Source organism: Actinoplanes subglobosus (assembly GCF_042650585.1).
Classification (GTDB): Bacteria; Actinomycetota; Actinomycetes; order Mycobacteriales; family Micromonosporaceae; genus Actinoplanes; species Actinoplanes subglobosus.
The window spans coordinates 28,822-45,725 of sequence record NZ_JBHSBL010000003.1; the positions used below are offsets into that span (position 1 = coordinate 28,822).

Annotated in this window: 17 protein-coding genes; 7 read left to right on the top strand and 10 right to left on the bottom strand. The window is 70.9% G+C overall.

Annotated elements, in window-relative coordinates; translation table 11 throughout:
• Positions 1-51: 51 nt before the first annotated feature.
• From ACFO0C_RS02155 to ACFO0C_RS02185, 7 genes are read right to left on the bottom strand one after another with little or no spacing between them, the layout of a single operon-like run.
• Positions 52-2,313, bottom strand: coding sequence for a hypothetical protein (locus ACFO0C_RS02155; protein WP_378064759.1), 2,262 nt, complete (start codon positions 2,311-2,313; stop codon positions 52-54).
• A complete protein-coding gene (locus ACFO0C_RS02160; protein ID WP_378064760.1) occupies positions 2,310-3,290 on the bottom strand; it encodes a glycosyltransferase family 2 protein in 981 nt (326 codons plus the stop codon). Before ACFO0C_RS02160 ends, ACFO0C_RS02155 begins: the two co-directional genes overlap by 4 nt.
• On the bottom strand, positions 3,287-4,468 hold the full coding sequence (locus ACFO0C_RS02165) for an acyl-CoA reductase (protein ID WP_378064761.1): 1,182 nt from the start codon (positions 4,466-4,468) through the stop codon (positions 3,287-3,289). The genes ACFO0C_RS02160 and ACFO0C_RS02165 overlap by 4 nt, the downstream gene beginning before the upstream one ends.
• A complete protein-coding gene (locus ACFO0C_RS02170; RefSeq protein WP_378064762.1) occupies positions 4,465-5,502 on the bottom strand; it encodes a LuxE/PaaK family acyltransferase in 1,038 nt (345 codons plus the stop codon). Before ACFO0C_RS02170 ends, ACFO0C_RS02165 begins: the two co-directional genes overlap by 4 nt.
• Entirely contained in the window at positions 5,499-6,713 is a 1,215-nt protein-coding gene (locus ACFO0C_RS02175) for an AMP-binding protein (protein WP_378064763.1), read from the bottom strand. Before ACFO0C_RS02175 ends, ACFO0C_RS02170 begins: the two co-directional genes overlap by 4 nt.
• Positions 6,710-7,441 (bottom strand): SDR family NAD(P)-dependent oxidoreductase, encoded by a 732-nt coding sequence (locus ACFO0C_RS02180; protein ID WP_378064764.1) that lies wholly within the window; start codon positions 7,439-7,441, stop codon positions 6,710-6,712. The genes ACFO0C_RS02175 and ACFO0C_RS02180 overlap by 4 nt, the downstream gene beginning before the upstream one ends.
• Positions 7,438-7,680: an acyl carrier protein gene (locus ACFO0C_RS02185; RefSeq protein WP_378064765.1), complete on the bottom strand. Its 243-nt coding sequence runs from the start codon at positions 7,678-7,680 to the stop codon at positions 7,438-7,440. The genes ACFO0C_RS02180 and ACFO0C_RS02185 overlap by 4 nt, the downstream gene beginning before the upstream one ends.
• A gap of 141 nt (positions 7,681-7,821) precedes the next feature.
• On the opposite strand from ACFO0C_RS02185, the gene pseB reads away from it, so the two are divergent.
• The 6 genes from pseB to ACFO0C_RS02215 are packed head-to-tail and all read left to right on the top strand — an operon-like array spanning position 7,822 to position 13,988.
• Complete coding sequence (pseB, locus tag ACFO0C_RS02190; RefSeq protein WP_378064766.1) at positions 7,822-8,844, top strand: UDP-N-acetylglucosamine 4,6-dehydratase (inverting); 1,023 nt, start codon at positions 7,822-7,824, stop codon at positions 8,842-8,844.
• Complete coding sequence (locus ACFO0C_RS02195; RefSeq protein ID WP_378064767.1) at positions 8,844-9,968, top strand: DegT/DnrJ/EryC1/StrS family aminotransferase; 1,125 nt, start codon at positions 8,844-8,846, stop codon at positions 9,966-9,968. The genes pseB and ACFO0C_RS02195 overlap by 1 nt, the downstream gene beginning before the upstream one ends.
• A 3-nt stretch (positions 9,969-9,971) precedes the next feature.
• Complete coding sequence (locus ACFO0C_RS02200; RefSeq protein WP_378064768.1) at positions 9,972-10,781, top strand: hypothetical protein; 810 nt, start codon at positions 9,972-9,974, stop codon at positions 10,779-10,781.
• Entirely contained in the window at positions 10,778-12,268 is a 1,491-nt protein-coding gene (locus ACFO0C_RS02205; protein WP_378064769.1) for a hypothetical protein, read from the top strand. Before ACFO0C_RS02200 ends, ACFO0C_RS02205 begins: the two co-directional genes overlap by 4 nt.
• The gene (locus tag ACFO0C_RS02210) at positions 12,262-12,990 is read left to right on the top strand and encodes a cytidylyltransferase domain-containing protein (RefSeq protein ID WP_378064968.1); all 729 of its coding nucleotides are present in this window, start codon (positions 12,262-12,264) and stop codon (positions 12,988-12,990) included. The genes ACFO0C_RS02205 and ACFO0C_RS02210 overlap by 7 nt, the downstream gene beginning before the upstream one ends.
• Positions 12,987-13,988, top strand: coding sequence for a PseG/SpsG family protein (locus ACFO0C_RS02215; RefSeq protein WP_378064770.1), 1,002 nt, complete (start codon positions 12,987-12,989; stop codon positions 13,986-13,988). The genes ACFO0C_RS02210 and ACFO0C_RS02215 overlap by 4 nt, the downstream gene beginning before the upstream one ends.
• On the opposite strand, the gene ACFO0C_RS02220 is transcribed toward ACFO0C_RS02215, so the two are convergent.
• On the bottom strand, positions 13,975-14,988 hold the full coding sequence (locus ACFO0C_RS02220; protein WP_378064771.1) for an NADPH:quinone reductase: 1,014 nt from the start codon (positions 14,986-14,988) through the stop codon (positions 13,975-13,977). The two genes, ACFO0C_RS02215 and ACFO0C_RS02220, sit on opposite strands and share 14 nt — an antisense overlap.
• Positions 14,989-15,094: 106 nt before the next feature.
• Between ACFO0C_RS02220 and ACFO0C_RS02225 the strand changes: the two genes are divergently transcribed.
• A complete protein-coding gene (locus tag ACFO0C_RS02225) occupies positions 15,095-15,568 on the top strand; it encodes a response regulator transcription factor (protein ID WP_378064772.1) in 474 nt (157 codons plus the stop codon).
• Between the two features lie 6 nt (positions 15,569-15,574).
• Here ACFO0C_RS02225 and ACFO0C_RS02230 read toward each other — a convergent pair whose 3' ends face one another.
• Both ACFO0C_RS02230 and ACFO0C_RS02235 read right to left on the bottom strand, forming a co-directional pair.
• On the bottom strand, positions 15,575-16,294 hold the full coding sequence (locus tag ACFO0C_RS02230; protein WP_378064773.1) for a zf-HC2 domain-containing protein: 720 nt from the start codon (positions 16,292-16,294) through the stop codon (positions 15,575-15,577).
• Positions 16,291-16,812 (bottom strand): sigma-70 family RNA polymerase sigma factor, encoded by a 522-nt coding sequence (locus ACFO0C_RS02235; protein ID WP_093620254.1) that lies wholly within the window; start codon positions 16,810-16,812, stop codon positions 16,291-16,293. Before ACFO0C_RS02235 ends, ACFO0C_RS02230 begins: the two co-directional genes overlap by 4 nt.
• Between the last annotated feature and the right edge of the window lie 92 nt (positions 16,813-16,904).

Consider the following 16,904-nt stretch of genomic DNA (forward strand, 5'->3'; position numbering starts at 1 on the left):
GCATCGGCGCCCACCCGGGCGATCCGGTGAACCGCCCACCCGAAGGTAGGGTTAACCGGACCCCAGCTCGTAGACGGTCACCGGACCGCTCGAATGCCGCACCACGGCGACCCCGGCCAGATCCGGCGACACGGGTCCGGCCCGCCGGTCGGCGAAGAGCCACCGCACGCCGTACTCGTCCCGGAGCCGGGCGATGTCCGCCGGGTCGGCCGCCCGGAAGGCGCGCTCGTTGAGCTCGAAGAGCGCCGGGTCCGGCGCCGGCTGCCGGGTGTAGGTGAGCCCACCCTGCCCGTGCGCGGCCACCGCCTCGTCGGCGTATCCCCAGCTCTCGACGAGGGCCCGCCGCCCGCCCAGCCCCGCCACCCAGAACCCCCGGGCGTCACAACGGTCCTGGGCCTTCATCGGCGAGCAGTGCACGTTGGTGGCGACCACGTCCTCGTCGCCGGCGTTCCGGTCGAGCCACAGGGCGGCCCGCATCTCGGCGGCCGTGATCGTCGTCGGCGTGACCGTCGTCCGCTTCGGCGGGACGGTGACCGCACCCCCGCCGATCTGGTACACCGCATTCGCGACACTGCCCCCGGCGACAGCGGCGATCAGCAGCACGGGCAGCGCCCGGACCGCCCGGGACCGCCAGATCGCCACCGCGATCAGCATCGCCACGACGATCACCGCCGCGGTGGTCAGCACCGGTACCGCGAGCGCCCACGCCCATCCGGTCACCGACGGCCGGGCCGGTGGGCCGAACTCCGGGGCGAAGAGCTGCCAGACCGCCCCGGCCAGGGCTCCGGCCAGGGCGATCCACCAGTTCCGGACCCGGTCGGTGAGCGCCCACGCGGTCAGCGCGGCAGCGGCCGGGAGCACACCGGTGAAGAAGTAGCCCTGGCTCAGCGACGGGTGCGCGAACGTCCACAGTCCACCGGCGCCGGCCACCACGATGCCGCCGAGGAGCCAGCGTCCCGGTTCGGCGCGGTCGACGACGCCGTCCGGTCCCGAGGGCGGAAGCACCAGGCCGATCAGGCGGGGCGCCTGCATCAGCGCCCACCACACCACCAGCCCGATGATGAACAACCAGCCGGCCACCGACGCGTTCGCCATCCCGGGAAGCAGGAAGCCGCCCAGCCCGAGCCCGTCGTTGCGGCCGAGCGTCGTGCTGTAGGCCTTCACCCAGTGCAGCGCCTGCAACGGCTGCACGGCCAGGATGCCCGCCCCACCACCGGCGAAGAGCCGCTGACCCACCAGGATCCCGAAGACGATCACGCCGAGCAGGCCCACCGCCGGCCACGGGACCCGCCGGCGTCGCCAGAAGAGCACCACCCCGGCCAGGCCGACACCGGCCGCGAGCGGCGGCAGCACGCTGGACTTGGCGCCCGCACAGACCACGGCGAGGACCGGCAACAGCGCCCACACCCAGCGCAACGGCCGGCCACGCAGGGCTTCCAGAGCGGCCAGCGTGAAAAGACCGATCAACGGCATCGCGTACGTCTGCGACGGGCTGACCAGCGACACCGGGAGGCCACCGTTCACGGGGCCACCCGGGCTGCCCAGGGTGAGGGCGTGACCGGCGAATCCGAGGGCCGCGGCCAGCGCGCCGGCCTGCCAGCGCCCGGCGGCCGTGCGACCGACCGCCGCGAACGTCATCACCGCGGTCGCCGTGACCGGCAGGACCCAGAGCCGGAGCAGCACGTTCACCGGCGGAATCCCGGTGATCATGCTGGCCGTGGCGATGTCCGCGTCGGAGAGGTAGTGGTAGCGCAGCGCGTCACCGGCGAGCTGGGGCACCTGGAACGGCATCGACCGGGTCATCTCGTGCACGAGCGCCAGGTGGTAGTAGAGGTCCTGGTAGATGACACCGGTCGCGGGCGGCAGCGGGTTGGTCTCGAAGACCGTGACGCCCCACAGCGCGACCACGGTGAGCACCGCGGCCAGCACCCATGACCAGGCGATCGGCAGCGGCTCTGGCGCACTGATCCGCCAGTGCCGGCGCAGGCCTGGGACCAGCGCGAAGACCGCGGCGATCAGGATCGGCCAGGCGATCAGCAGGTCCTGGCCCCCGGTGGCCGCGGCCAGAGCCCAGCCGGCCAGCAGGACCACCAGTCCGGTGGCCGCGCCCAGTCCGAGGTCCTCCGGCCAGTTGCCGCGGGAGCCGAACAGGGCACGGAAGACGAGGGTGCCGGGCAGGACGACGGCGGCCAGGAAGTAGACCGCGTAGAGCGCGATCTGCCGGTCCGGGGTACCGAGGTAGTGCAGGACGACGAAGGCGGTGACCGCCGGGACGAACCACGGCAGCAACCGCCCGAGGGCGGAACGGGTCACGGCATGGTGGCCGGGGTGCGCTGGGCCGGGACGACCGAGGCGGGCACCGGTGTGTCGGCCGAGTCCGATCCGATGTGGAACGCGGGCCGGCTCTGCAGGGTGCGGTAGATGCGGGCCACGTACTCACCGAGCAGGCCCAGGCAGATCAGCTGGACCGCGGCAAACAGCAGCACCGCCAGGAACAGCGAGGTCCAGCCCGGGATGACGGTGCCGTTGGCCCACACCACCAGGCCGAAGACCATGGCGATCAGGGACGCCGCGAAGGCGGCCATGCCGAGCCAGGTGGCCAGGCGCAGCGGGGCCGCGGTGAAGTCGGCGGTGCTGTCCCAGGCGAGGGCGACCATCTTGCGCAGCGGATACTTCGTCTCGCCGGCCGCACGCCGTTCCCTGGTGTAACTGACCGCGCGCGAGGAGAAGCCGAGCGACGGGATCAGCAGCCGGTAGACCGGGACCCGCTCCGGCATGCGCCGCAACACCTCCACCACCGAGCGGCTGACCAGGCGGAAGTCGCCGGCCTGGGACGGCAGGTCGGGGCCGACGATCCGGCGCATCAGGCGGTAGTAGAGACCCGCGGTGTTCCGCTTGAAGACGGTGTCGGTGGTGCGGTCGCTGCGCACGCCGTACACGACGTCGACGTTCTCCTCCCGGGCCACCCGCAACATCTCGCGGATGGTCTCCGGCGGGTCCTGGAGGTCGGCGTCGATGCTGACCACCCAGTCGCCGGCCGAGCGGTGCAGCCCGGCGGTCAGGGCCGCCTGGTGGCCGCTGTTGCGCCGGAGCCGGATCAGCCGCAGTTGCGGCCAGTCGAGCCGGCACCGCTCGACCAGGTTCGCGGTGTCGTCGGCGCTGCCGTCGTCCACCGCCACGACCTCGTATTCGACGTCGAGGGAGTCGAGCACCGGCCGCAGCCTCGCGACGAGGACCGGGATGACCGCTTCCTCGTTGTACATCGGGATCACTACCGACAGAGCCGTCATTGGAGTGTCGTCAATCTCGTGAATTCGCGTTTGAGGTCATAGCCGTCCCAGATCGCGCCGAAGGTCAGCGCCGAACCGAACGGGACGATCCGGTCCACGCCGCGGCCGCCCAGCTCGGTGGCGAAGGCGCGCAGCTCGGCCGGGGTGAATCCGAAGTAGCTGACGGTCTGGTCCTGCCGGTTCATCGCCGGCACCAGGTCGAGCAGCGAGTCGACCTCGGCGAACGGGAACGCGCCGGCACCGATCCAGCGCCGGGGCGCCGCCTCCGCACCGGACAGCGTCATCGCGGTCAGCCGGTTGTCCGGGAAGTCGAGGGCCGTGGCCGCTCCGGTGGCGGCCAGCTCGTACGCGTTGACCCTCTTCTCCACCGCCATCGCCGGGTCGACGGTCCAGCCGCGCCGGTCGACGACGTCGAGCAGCAGTTCCAGGAACTCGGCCCGGATGCCGGTGGTGTCCCCGCCGCCGACCAGGAAGACGGTCCGCGGTGACGAGCAGGCCGCCTGGTCGAACCAGTAGGCGTCGTTGGCGAACCCGGCCACGGCGGCCCGCCGGGCGTCGGAGTCGGCGGCCCGCCAGCCGGGAGCCGACAGCACCGCCCAGGAGGTGCGGTCGGGGAAGGTGAGGTCGCGGGCCGACGGTCGCAGCGGCTGCCGGCGGATGGTGTCGACGGCCACGTCGCCACCCCAGATCACCCGCAGGTCGCACCACCGGCTGAGTGCGGCGGTGACGCTGTCGTCGTGACCGTAGGTGACCATCCGCTGGGTACGGCCGATCACCGGGTCCGCGTCGACGGCGTTCAGCGACTCCAGGATCACCTCGGCGGCCCCGGCGGAGCGCGACGAGATCCGGACGACGTTGTGGTTGCCGGCGAGCGCGGAGATCGCCCAGGAGTAGACGAAGATCGTGTCCACGTTGGCCGGTGGCAGGTGGAAGACGTTGCCCCGGGGGAAGACCAGGGCGTCCTGCCGCCCGGTCATCGCCTCGACCGACCGTTTCAGCTCGGCCGGCCGCAGGAAGTAGCCGAGCGATCCCAGCTCCGGGAAGCGCCGGGCCACCGCCGGTGCGAGCAGTCTGCGGGCCAGTGCGGCGAGGAAGTCGACCACCCGCGGGTCACCGACGGTGAGCCGGTCCGCCGAGGGGGCGGTCAGGTCACCCTCGACGCCGAAACGGAACCTCATGCGTCAGCGCTCCGATACGTGTCCGAGCAACCCCGGGCCTCGGCGCGGGGCAGCCGGCCGAGCACCGAGAAGCGTTTGCCGGGCCAGTCCCCGTCGTCGATGCCGTGCACGACACCGAGGTCCTCGGTGAGCAGCACGTGCCCGGGGTACGAGGTGGGCAGTGTGCTCACCACCTCGAGGAGGCCCGGTTTTCCGGGCGGGAGCTCCGCCCAGGTCTCCGGGTCGCGAACCACGACGTCCGCGAAGTCCGGGCAGTACAGCGATCCACCCGTCGGACCTTCAAGAAAGATCGTCCCGATCTGCTCGACCATGCCGTAGAAGTTGTGGATCCGGGTGAGGCCGACAGCCGCCAGGCGGTTGCGGAACTCCTCCGGGGAGACGGCCTGATCGACCAGCTTCTTCCAGCCGCCGGAGTGGATCAGGATGCCGTTGCCCAGGTCCAGGCCGTGGTCCCGGGCGATCTCGTAGAGGTGCAGCCAGACCAGATAGGTGAACCCGAAGATCAGGAACGGCCGGTCACCGTGCTTCGCCAGGAATCCGCGGATGCCGTCGAGGTCGACAGCGCCCTCGTTGTCGAGCGCCCAGACGTGGTCACGGCCGAAAGTGGCCATGCCGAGCACGCCGGCGCCGCGGGCGCTGAACGAGCGGCGGTCCTTCAGGATCGACCTGGTGTCGACGATCAGCATCGGCAGGCGCTGGGGGCCGAGCACGGTCTGGAGGGTGGCGCCGAGCTGGCGGGTCTGGGTGGCCGCGGCGGCCTTGTCGAGATGAATCCGACTTACCTCGCCGGTCGTGCCGCTCGACGTCAGTACTTTGAAGACCTCGTCGTCCGGGATGCTCTTCAGTTCCAGCGTCTTGAAGAGACGGACCGGCAGCCACGGCAATTCGGAAATGCCCGAAAAGCGGGAGGCGCCGGAAGCCGTGAGGATCCGATCGTAGGGAGCACAGTGACGCCGATGGTGGTCAACGAGATCCACCAGTTGCGGCAGAAGAACCTTTTCGCGATCCGATTGGGACAGCGTGAAGACACTCACAACGACGCCTCCAGCGCCCGGTAGTCGGTCTTGCCGTTGGCCAGCAGCGGCAGGGACGGGATCGTGCGCACGTCGACACCACTGAAGTGGGTGCCGAGCCACTCGGCGATCCTGCTGCGGAGTGCCCGGACGTCGTCGTCCCGGGTGAAGACGTGCAGCCTGTCGTCACCGGCCACGGCCGCGACCGGGAAGTGCCTCTCCACGTCGTCCAGGTTGATCCGGACACCGAAGACCTTCGCCATCCGCTTGAGCCGGCCGGTGATGAACAGGAAGCCCTCGTCGTCGAGATGTCCCAGGTCACCGGTGTGCAGCACGCCGGCGAGGTCGTCGCCCCGGGCCAGATCGGCGGCCGTCTCGGCGTACCCCATCATGACGTTGGGTCCTTGGAAGACGACCTCGCCGTCCTCGACGGTGAAGGCGCCACCGGGAATCGCCCGGCCGACCGAGCCGAGTTTGTCGGCCAGTCGCGCGGGTGGCAGGCAGGCCATCCGCGGCGCGGCTTCGGTCTGTCCGTACATCACGAACATCCGGCCGCCGACGGAGTCCATCCGCTGGGCGAAATCGGTCACGAGATCGGTCCGCAAGCGGCCTCCGGCCTGCGTGAGGGTACGCACCGACGGGTACCGCGCCGGGTCGAAGCGGAGTCGCCGCAGCATCTCGTACTGCGACGGCACGAACGCCAGTGACGTGACCCCGTGCTCGCCGACCGCGGCCCAGAAGTCCCTCTGCATGATCCCGGTGCGTTCCAGCACCACCGTCGCCCCGCGCAGCAGGTGCGAGTGCAGCACCGACAGCCCGTACGAGTAGAAGAGCGGCAGCGTGGTGATCGCCACGTCGTCGCCGGTGACACCGAGGCTCTCGGCCACCTGCCCGGCGTTGGCGAGCACCGCCGAGCGGGAGAGCCGGACCAGCTTGGGGTCGCCGGTGGAACCGCTGGTGGTGAGCAGCAGCGCCAGGTCCGGGTGCACCTCGTCGGTGGTGTAGCGGCTGATCAGGGCGCTGTGGTCGAGGTCCGGGTCGAGGAGCAGGACCGGCTTCTCCAGGCGCAGCGCCGCGAGATAGCGGGCCACCGCCGGGACGGTGGTCGGCATCGGCAGGAAGACGATCGGCTGCCCGGCGATCTCCTCGGCGGCGGCGTCGATCAGTGCGGGCGTCAACGTCTCGCCGGTGGCGGCGTCGACGACCCGGGCGGAGGGGTGGAGCAGGTTCACAGTGTCAGTCCCCCGTCGACCCCGATGATCTGGCCGGTGACGAATCGGGCCTGCCCGGAGAGGAGGAAGGCGATCACGTCGGCGACCTCGTCGGCGGCGCCGAGACGGCCGAGGGCGGTGCTCGCGATCCGCTCGGCGCGACCGGCCTCGTCCAGGGTGTCGAGCATGTCGGTGGCGATGAAGCCGGGCGCGACGGCGTTGACCCGGATGCCCCGCGGGCCGAGTTCCTTGGCCGCGGACCTGGTCAGCCCGGCCACGGCGGCCTTGGAGGCGGCGTAGACGGCCTGGCCGGCGACACCCTGGTCACCGGTGATCGACGCGGTGAGCACGACTGCCGGGTGCTGCCCGCGGGCGAGCAGACGGACGGCGTTCTGCAGGGTGTACGCCGCACCCACCGCGTTGACGGCGAAGAGCCGCTCGACCGTCGCGTCAGGTGTCATGCCGAGCATCCCGGCCGCGTGCGTGCCGGCGTTGACCACCAGGGCATCGAGCCGTTTGAAGGTGTCGAAGGCGAGCCGGGCCAGGGCCTTGCTGGTCGCCGGGTCGGCGATGTCGCCGGCCGCGTGCACGACGGTGACGCCGTACTTGGCGGCGATCTCACCGGACGTGACGGCGATCCGCTCCGGGTCGTGGCCGTGCAGCACCAGGTGGTAGCCCTGTTCGGCGAGACGCTGCGCGACGGCCCGGCCGATACCGCGGGACGCCCCGGTGACCAGGGCGACGCTCACTTGACGTCCACCCCGTATTTACCGAGGATTCGCACGGCCTCGGCAAAGCTGGACATATTGATGACATCGTCGGTGTCGATCATTACCGAGAATTCATCTTCAATAGCCGCGACAAGCGACATGTGCGCGAGCGAATCCCACTTCTCGTGGTCCTGGTAGCGCAGGTCATCCACGGGCTCGTCGGCCGCCAGATCGAGGGCGGAACGGAACGCCTCGCGTAGTCTGACCAGCTCAGTCACGGTATTACTCCAGGGGTGGGGTGTTTAGAGGAGACCTACGATCCCGCAGCTTCCCGGTCGTCGCGACCAATCCCGGCTGAACTGAGAATGAACTGCGCGCAGCATTTCTCCGCGCTTCTGGAAATGCGTTCCGAGCTGGTTATGCTTCCGCCTCGTAACCCCGCTGAACCCCCGGAGAATCTCGTGTCTGAACTCGCCGGCTCCTCGATCCTTGTCACCGGCTCGACCGGTTCCTTCGGCAAGGCCTTCCTCAAGTACGCGCTGACGCACCTCGACCCGTCACGCATCGTGGTCTTCTCCCGTGACGAGCTCAAGCAGTACGAGGTCCGTCAGATGTTCGGCGACGACCCCCGTCTGCGCTTCTTCATCGGCGACATCCGTGACGAGAAGCGGCTCGACCGGGCCATGCACGGCATCGACTACGTGGTGCACGCGGCCGCCCTCAAGCAGGTCGACACCGCCGAGTACAACCCGTCGGAGTTCGTCGCGACGAACATCAACGGCACCCAGAACGTGATCGACGCGGCCATCAACCACGGGGTCAAGAAGGTCGTCGCGCTCTCCACCGACAAGGCGTCCAGTCCGATCAACCTGTACGGCGCGACCAAGCTCGCCGCCGACAAGATCGTGATCGCCGGCAACCACTACGCGGCCACTCACCCGACCCGGCTCGCCGTGGTCCGCTACGGCAACGTGATGGGCTCCCGCGGCTCGGTCGTCCCGTTCTTCCGCAAGCTCGCCGACGAGGGCAAGAGCCTGCCGATCACCGACAAGCGGATGACCCGGTTCTGGATCACCCTGGACCAGGCGGTCAAGTTCGTCGTCGACTCGTTCGACGTGATGCAGGGCGGCGAGCTCTACGTCCCGCGGATCCCGAGCATGCGGATCATGGACCTGGTCGAGGCGGTCGCCCCGGGCGCGGCCACCCACGAGATGGGCATGCGCCCCGGCGAGAAGCTGCACGAGGAGATGATCGCCGCCGACGACAGCCGCCGGACCCTGCGGTTCAAGGACCGTTACGTCGTCCAGCCGGTGGTCGCGAGCTGGGGCTACGAGACCCCGCTCGGCGGCGAAGAGGTTCCGGACGGCTTCAACTACCGCTCGGACAACAACGATCTGTGGCTCTCGGTCGACGAGATGCGTGACCTCCTCGCGGAGGACTGATGCTGCCCTACGGACGACAGTCGATCGACGCCTCCGATGTGGAGGCGGTCGTCGCGGCCCTGGGCAGTGACTGGCTCACCACCGGGCCGCGGGTCGCGCGGTTCGAGGCCGACATCGAGGCGGTCGCCGGGGCGCCGGCCGTCACGGTCACCAACGGGACCACGGCGCTGCATGCGGCGTACGCGGCGGCCGGTGTCGGAGCGGGCGACGAGGTGATCACCACGCCGATGACGTTCGTGGCGACCGCTTCCGGCGCGGCCATGCTCGGCGCCAAGGTGATCTTTGCCGACGTCGAGGAGGACACCGCCAACCTCGACCCGGCCGCCGTCGAGGCCCTGGTCACCGGGAACACCCGGGCGGTCACCGCGGTCGACTACGCCGGCCACCCGGCCGAGTACGACGCCCTCCGCAAGATCACCGAACCGGCCGGGGCGGTTCTGATCGGCGACGCGGCACACGCCATCGGCTCGACCTACCACGGCCGGCCGGTCGGCGCCCTCGCCGACATGACCACCTTCAGCTTCTTCCCGACGAAGAACCTCACCACGGCCGAGGGCGGCGCTGTCGCGTCGCCCCGCCCCGACCTGCTCGAACGGGCTCGCACCTTCCGCTCGGTCGGCATGGTGAAGGGAGCCGGGAAACTCCGCCGGCCCGACCAGGGCGGCTGGTTCTACGAGGTGCACGAGTTCGGGCTCAACTACCGGCTGCCCGATCTGCTCTGCGCCCTGGGCAGCTCCCAGTTGCGGCGGCTCTCCGCCTTCAAGGCCCGGCGGCAGGAGCTGACCGCACGGTACGACGCTCTGCTCGCCGACGTACCCGGACTGCGCCTGCCCGTCCAGCGGGCCGGGGTCGACCCGATGCGCCACCTCTATCCGGTGCGTGTCCTCGACGGCCGTCGCCGTGAGGTCTACGAGCGGATGCACGCCGCCGGGATCCTGGTCCAGGTCAACTACATCCCGGTCTACTGGCACCCGGTCTTCGAGGACCTCGGGTACCGCCGCGGCATGTGCCCGGTGGCCGAGGCCTTCTACGCCGAGGAGCTGTCCCTTCCGCTCTTCTACGACCTGAGCGACTCCGACCAGGACCGCGTCGTCGACACGTTGCGCGGGATCCTCGGGAGCTAGCGGGTGCACCACGGGAACCACTTCTACGGGCACGCTCACGTGCTGGCCGGGTACTGCGGACTGGACCCGGCCGCCCCGCCGCGCATCGACGGGTATCTCCAGCACGGGTGGAACGTGGTCGACGGACTCGGTGGCGGTACGCCGTACGCGCCCGGCAGCGCGATCTTCGTATGGTCCGAGCGGACCCGTCGCCGTGCCTGGTCGATGGGCCGTCCGCTGGCCACCGTGATCGGCGCCCCCTTCCTCTACCTGCTGCGATCCACCCCGGACGCGGCTACGACGGACACCCGGGAGGGGACGATCTGGTATCCGTTCCACGGGTGGGAGGGCCAGAAGGTCAGCGGTGACCACCACCGCCTGATCGACGAGATCACCGCGACCGAGGACGGGCCGATCACGTTCTGCCTGTACTGGAACGAGTTCGAGGACCGGCGGATCCGGGCGCTCTACGAGCGGGCCGGACGGGTCGTCTGCCACGGATACCGCGGGTACATGCGGATGCGGACCGACGCGAACTTCCTGCGCGGCCAGCTCGCCGAGCTGCGGCGGCACCGCCGGGTGGCGTCCAACCGGCTGAGCACGGCGATCTTCTACGGCTCCGCGGCCGGTTGCGAGCCCGCGGTGTACGGCGACCCGATGTACCTGGACAAAGAGGACACCCCCACGGCTGAACGGATCCGCCGCGAGTGGCCGGAGATGCACGGCCCCGCTCCCGATCCGGAGACGGCCCGGGAGATCGTGCTCGCCGAGCTGGGCGGCGGCTACCTCGCCTCCCCGGCCGAGCTGCGGGCGATCCTGGGATGGGCCGCATGATCAGGATGATCGGCGGCGAGATGCCCGAGTACTCCGAGGAGCACCCACCAGCCGGCGGCACCCTGCACCGGCACCTGCTCGACCGCCTGCCCCGGCGGATCCGGGTGCTGGTCGCCGGCCCGCACGAACCCGGCCTGATCAGCGCGCTGGCCGACCGCCGCGACGTGACCTGCCTGGTCCGGTCGCAGCCGGACGCCGCCGCGCTCCCGGACGTCACGGTGCTCTGCGGAACCCTGTCCAAGCTCACCGACGCCGACCGCTACGACGTGGTGATCGCCCTCGACGGCACCGGCCGGCTCTGCTCGCCCGAGGACACCCCGCTGGACTGGGCGGAGTCGGTCCGGGTCCTGGCCCGTTCGCTGCGGCCCGGCGGCACCCTGCTGCTCACCGTCGAGAACCAGCTGGGTGTGCACCGTCTCGTCGATCCCGGCACACCGACCGCGGCCCGTACCGGTGACGCGTGGCGCCCGCTCGGCGAGTTCACCGACGTGCCCGGCCGTCCGGACCGGCTGGTCGCCGCGTTCGCCGCCGACGGTCTGCCGGTCACCGCGCTGGCCGCCGCCTGGCCGCTGCCGGAGAGCCCGTCGTTGCTGGTCACCACGGAGACACTGCGTTCGGGGCCACTGGACGCGCTCGCCGCGTTCGCTGCCGGGGCGGTGGCTTCGGCGTACTCGCAGAGGTCTGTGCTCGGTGACCCCCGGCGGCTCGCCGCCGCGGCCGTGCGTCGCGGGATCGGCGCCGAGCTGGCCCCGGCCTGGCTGGTCGTCGCCCAGCGCGCCACCCGGCCGGGGAAGGCCGCCATGACTCTCGCGCCCGCGCTGATCGCCGGCCCGTCCGGGACGGTGACCGAGGTGATCGGCACTCCGGACCGCGGCTGGCTGCGGCGTGCGACCGGCGACCGGCCCGGCCTCGCGGTGACCGAACCGCTCCCGGACGGGCGGCTGCTGGAGGAGCACCTGATCACGGCGGCTCTCCAGCACGACCTGCCGGTGCTGCGGAAACTGCTCACCGGCTGGATGACCGAGCTGCCGATGGCCGGGGCCGGCAACGTGCTGGTCGACGGCGACCGGTTCGCCCTGCTGGACCCGGTGGTCCCGGACCAGCCGGACGCCCTGGCCCGGTTCGCGCACACCCTGCTCGACGGCGGATACCACCACCCGTGGCCCGCGGTCACCGACGTGGCCCGGCTCATCGCCGTGCTCGCCGGGGCCGCCGGGATCGATGCCGCCGCCGAACCGGCCGGTGCCACCGAATCGCCCGGCCGCCGGGAGCAGGAGATCCAGCTCGACGCCCTGCGGCAGCGCCTCGCCGACGCCGAGGCCCGCAGCCGCTTCTTCGAGATCGAGCTGGAGAAGCGTGAGGCCGAACTGGGCCGCGCCAGGACACAGATCGCCGCGTTCAGCGGCAACCTCGGTTATCGCGCCGCCAAGGCCGGGCTCGTCCTGGCCCGCGCCGCCCGCAATCGCATCCGAAAAGGACGATCATGAGCACCCTCGGCATCATTCAGGCCCGGATGGGCTCCACCCGGCTCCCCGGCAAGGTGCTGCGCCACCTGGGCGGACGGACCGTCCTCGACCGGGTGGTCCGCGCCGCCCGGGACAGCGGCGTCGTCGACGACCTCGTGGTGGCCACCACGATCCTGCCGGACGACGACGCGGTAGAGGCCGAGTGCGCGGCGATCGGGGTGGACTGCTACCGCGGGCCGGTCGACGACGTGCTCACCCGGTTCCTCGGCGTGCTGGAGACCCGGACCGTCGACGACGTGCTGCGGTTCACCGCCGACTGCCCGCTGCTCGACCCGCGGCTGGTCGCCCGGGCCTACCGGGTGTTCGCGGCGGCCGACGTCGACTACCTGACCACGTCGCTCATGCGGACCCTGCCGCGTGGCCTGGACGTCGAGGTGGTCCGGGCGCCGGTGCTCAAGGAGATCGACAAACTGGCGTACGCCCACCACCGCACCCACGTGACGTCGTACATCTACACCCACCCCGGGGACTTCGACCTGATCGGGCTGACCGTGCAGCCGGACATGTCCTACCTGCGGCTCACCCTCGACACCGAGGACGACTGGCAGCTGATCGAGGCGATCGTCGACCACTTCGGCGACGCCCCGGTCCAGGTCCGCGAGATCGCCGACTGGCTCGGCGGGCAGCCGGAGCTGGCCGAGCTCAACGCGCACATCATGCAGAAGGACCTGGAGCAGGCATGAGCAGGGCCGTCGGGATCCGGTGCGACGCGGGGGCCCGGACCGGGGTCGGGCATCTCGTGCGGTGTGTGGCACTCGCCGAGGAATTGACCGCGCGGGGTGTGGATGTGCACTTCCTCAGCGATCTGGGCGGCGTGGCCTGGGCCGAGGCTCAGCTGGCGCAGCGTGGGCTGCCGTGGCATCCGGCACCGTATGACGAGGTGGGGCTGGTCGCGGCAGTCGGGCGGCTCGGGCTGGACGCTCTCGTGATCGACTCCTACACGCTGCCTCCGGCGCACAGCAAGGCCGTCCGTGCGGCGGGGACGCCGGTGCTGGCCATCGTGGACGGTGACCCGCGTGGGCAGGACGCCGACATCTACGTCGACCAGAACCTCGACGCGGTGCTCGACGCCGGGGACGTCCGGCTGGCCGGTCTCGACTTCGCGCTGTTGCGTTCGTCGGTGCGGGCGCTCCGGCCTCTTGCGGCGCCGGTGAGCTCGTCCGGCCGTACCCCCGAGGTTGTCGCGTTCTTCGGCGGAACCGACGCCTACCGTGCCGCGCCGCAGGTCGCGCGGCTTCTCGCGGACACCGCGGCGCCCTTCGAGGCGACCGTCGTCGCCGCCGACGCGAGCCTGCGCGCCGAACTCCTCGCGGTCCCGGCAGGCGAGGGCCAGCGGTTCGAGATCATCGACCCGACCGATCGCCTGCCCGAGCTGCTCGCCGGCGCCGACCTGGTGGTCAGCGCCAGCGGCACCTCGACGTGGGAGCTGCTGTGCCTCGGGCGGGCCGCCGCTCTGGTCCAGGTCGTCGACAATCAGACCCGGGGGTACGAACGGACGATCGCCCGTGGCTACGCGGCGGGCCTGGGCCGTCTCGGCGCGTTCGACGACGACGCCGTGACCACGCTGCGGCGGCTGCTGCTGAACCCGGGTGAGCGGACCGCCCTGGCCGTGCGCGGATGGGCCGCGGTCGACGGCCGTGGTGTCGAGCGGGTCGCGGACGCCCTGCTCAAGGGGCGGTGACCTCGATCACTACCTTGCCGACGGCGTGGTTCTCGACGGCCTCGTGCGCCTCGGCGATCCGATCCAGCGGGAAGCGCAGGATCGGCAACCCGGCCTCCTCGCCGACCCGGAAGGCACCGGCGCCGACCGCCTCGGTGACGGCCGCGACGGCGTTCGCCTTCTCCTCGGGCGTGGTCGTGTAGGTGAGCACGAAGTCGAGGCTCGCGTTCTTCAGCATCGCCTTGAAACTCGGCACACTGAACCGGCCACCCACGTAGATCGCGATGTGGCCGCCGGGCGCGACCACGTCCAGGTCCGCGTCGAGATTGTCGGTGCTCACCTCGACGATCAGGCGCGGACCCTCCGGGCAGACCTCGCGCACCCGGGCCACGACGTCCTCCGCCCGGTAGTCGATCACCGTGTCGGCACCGGCCGCAAACGCCAGCACCTCCTTCTCCTTCGAGCTGACCGTGGTGATCACCGTCGCGCCGGCCCACTTGGCCAGCTGGATCGCCGCATTGCCGACCGCGCCCGCGCCACCGGCGACCAGCACCGTCCACCCGTCTAGCGCGCCGGGCGCCAGGCGGGCAGGGCCGCCGGCCGCGACGGTCAGGCACCGGTGCGCGGTCAGTGCCGGAATGCCCAGATCGGCACCCGTCTCGAACGGGATGTCATCGTTCATCCGCACCACCTGCTGGCGGGGCAGCACCACGTACTCCTGGGCGGTGCCGTCAGCCCGGCCGTAACCGGCGTCCCAGACCCAGACCCGGTCACCCGGCTCCAGGTCGGTCACCCCGACCCCCAGCGCGTCCACCACGCCCGCACCGTCCTGGTTCGGCACCCGTGGCGGGGCCACCCCGTCGGGCACGCCACGGCCCGCCCTGGTGCCGGTGTCCGTCGGGTTCACCGCGGAGAGGACGATGCGGACGCGCACCTCCCCGGCGCCGGCCAGCGGCAGGTTACGGTCGACGATCTGCAGGACGGAAGCGGGACCCGGTTCGGCGAAGACGGCAGCACGCATTCCCCCACCCTATTCGCGCTGTGTCGTTCTCCCGGTCGCGCTCAGTCGTTCTGTCGGGTTGCCGAACAGTAGTAGCGGCAGGCCGCCAAAACTTCGGGAGGTTCCCGTGCCCACCGTGTTGATCGCCGACGACGAGGTCGACCACCGAGAGCTGCTGACGCTCGCCCTGCACCGGCTCGGCTACGACGTGGTGACCGCCGGCGACTCCGCCACCGCTCTCGCCCGGCTCACCGCCGGCGGTATCGACGCCGCCCTGATCGACGTGCGGATGCCGGGCGGCTCCGGGATCGAGCTGTGCCGCCAGATCCGCAGCTCACCGGAGACCGAGCTGCTGCCGATCATGGTGGTCAGTGCCGACGTGCACCGGCACCAGATCATGACCGCGCTGCACGCCGGGGCCGACGACTTCCTGGCCAAGCCCTTCAGCCGCAACGAGCTGACCAGCCGGCTGGAGGCACTGCTGCGGATCCGGCCGAGCGTGGCGGCCCGCTCGGCGGCCGCGGCCCGGGCGGCCCTGCTGGCCACCCGGCACGCGATCGTCGAGGAACCCACCCCGGTCCCCTACCGGCACACCGCCTGACCCGGCTCAGGTCACCGTCGCCGTGCCGAGGACCTTGCCGTCCCGGTCGGTGATCAGGATCGCGTCGACGTCGGCCGCCTTCGTCGAGCTGGCACCGGTCAGTTTCGCCTCGCCGTTCGGCGTGTCACCCCAGACCGCCGCCTGCTCGGTCTGACCGCCGCGGTTGCGGACCAGGCACAGGAACGGCCCGTTGCCGCTGATCCGGGTCACGTCGAGCGAGACCTCGACACCCCACGCCTTCGGGGTGATCCTGGCTTGGCCGGTGAGCCCGCTGCCGGGCGCCGGCTGGAACCGTGCGTCGATCAACTGCACGCTCGGAATGGCCTCCGGGACGTCCGGCGGCGTGGTGTTGTTGGTGAAGATCCCGTAGGTGACACCGGCCGCGGCGACCAGCGTGACCGCGGCGACGGCCAGCCATCGCGCCCGGTTGACCCGGGTCTCCTTGAATTTCTCGGCACGCATCCGGCTCAGCAGGGTCTCGATGTTCTGCGAGCTCGGCCTGGCGGCCGGACTGACCGCGAGCGCCGCGCCGCCACCGAGATGCCGCGCGTCCGGCATCCTTTGCAGCATTTCCGGTACGGGTGACAGCCGGTCCAGTTCAGCCCGGCACTCCGCGCACTCGGCCAGGTGGGCGTCGAGCAGCTCGGTGTCCGTCTCGTCGAGCCCACCGAGGAGATAGCCGCCCAGCAGCCTGTGCAAGGTCTGGTGGTCGTCGAGGTCGCTCATCGCAGCATCCCCATCTCCTCGAAGACGGTACGCAGCGCGCGTACGGCGTAATACGCGCGCGATTTCACCGTGCCCTCGGGCACCGAAAGTCTTCGGGCCGCGTCCGCCACGCTCTGCCCCTCGTAGTACATCTGCTGGATCACCGCCCGGTGTTCCGGCGACAGACGCTCCAGCGCCTCCGCCACCAGCCAGCCTTCCACCATCTGATCGACATTGTCTGCCGACGGCACCGAGTTGACCGCGTTCTCGTCGGCGACCAGCTTCGGCCGGCGCTGTTCGGCACGCCAGGCGTTGGTCACCACGTTGCGAGCGATGGTGAGCAGGTACGACCTGGTCCGCCCCGGTTCCGGGTCGAGGTGGTCGATGTGCTTCCAAGCTCGTAACAGCGTCTCCTGAACCAGGTCCTCCGCCTTGTGCCGGTCATTCACGTACCGGGAGACGAAGTTGATCAGGACGGCATAGTGTTCGGTGTAGAGCGCGGTCATCAGTTGCTCGTCGGGGTTAACCCGTCGCTTCATCGGCGCCAGCTCTCCCCTCGGGTTCGGCCCGGCCACCCGGATGTACATCGTGGCATGTGGACCGGTTCAAAGGTGGCCCGGAAAAACCCGGA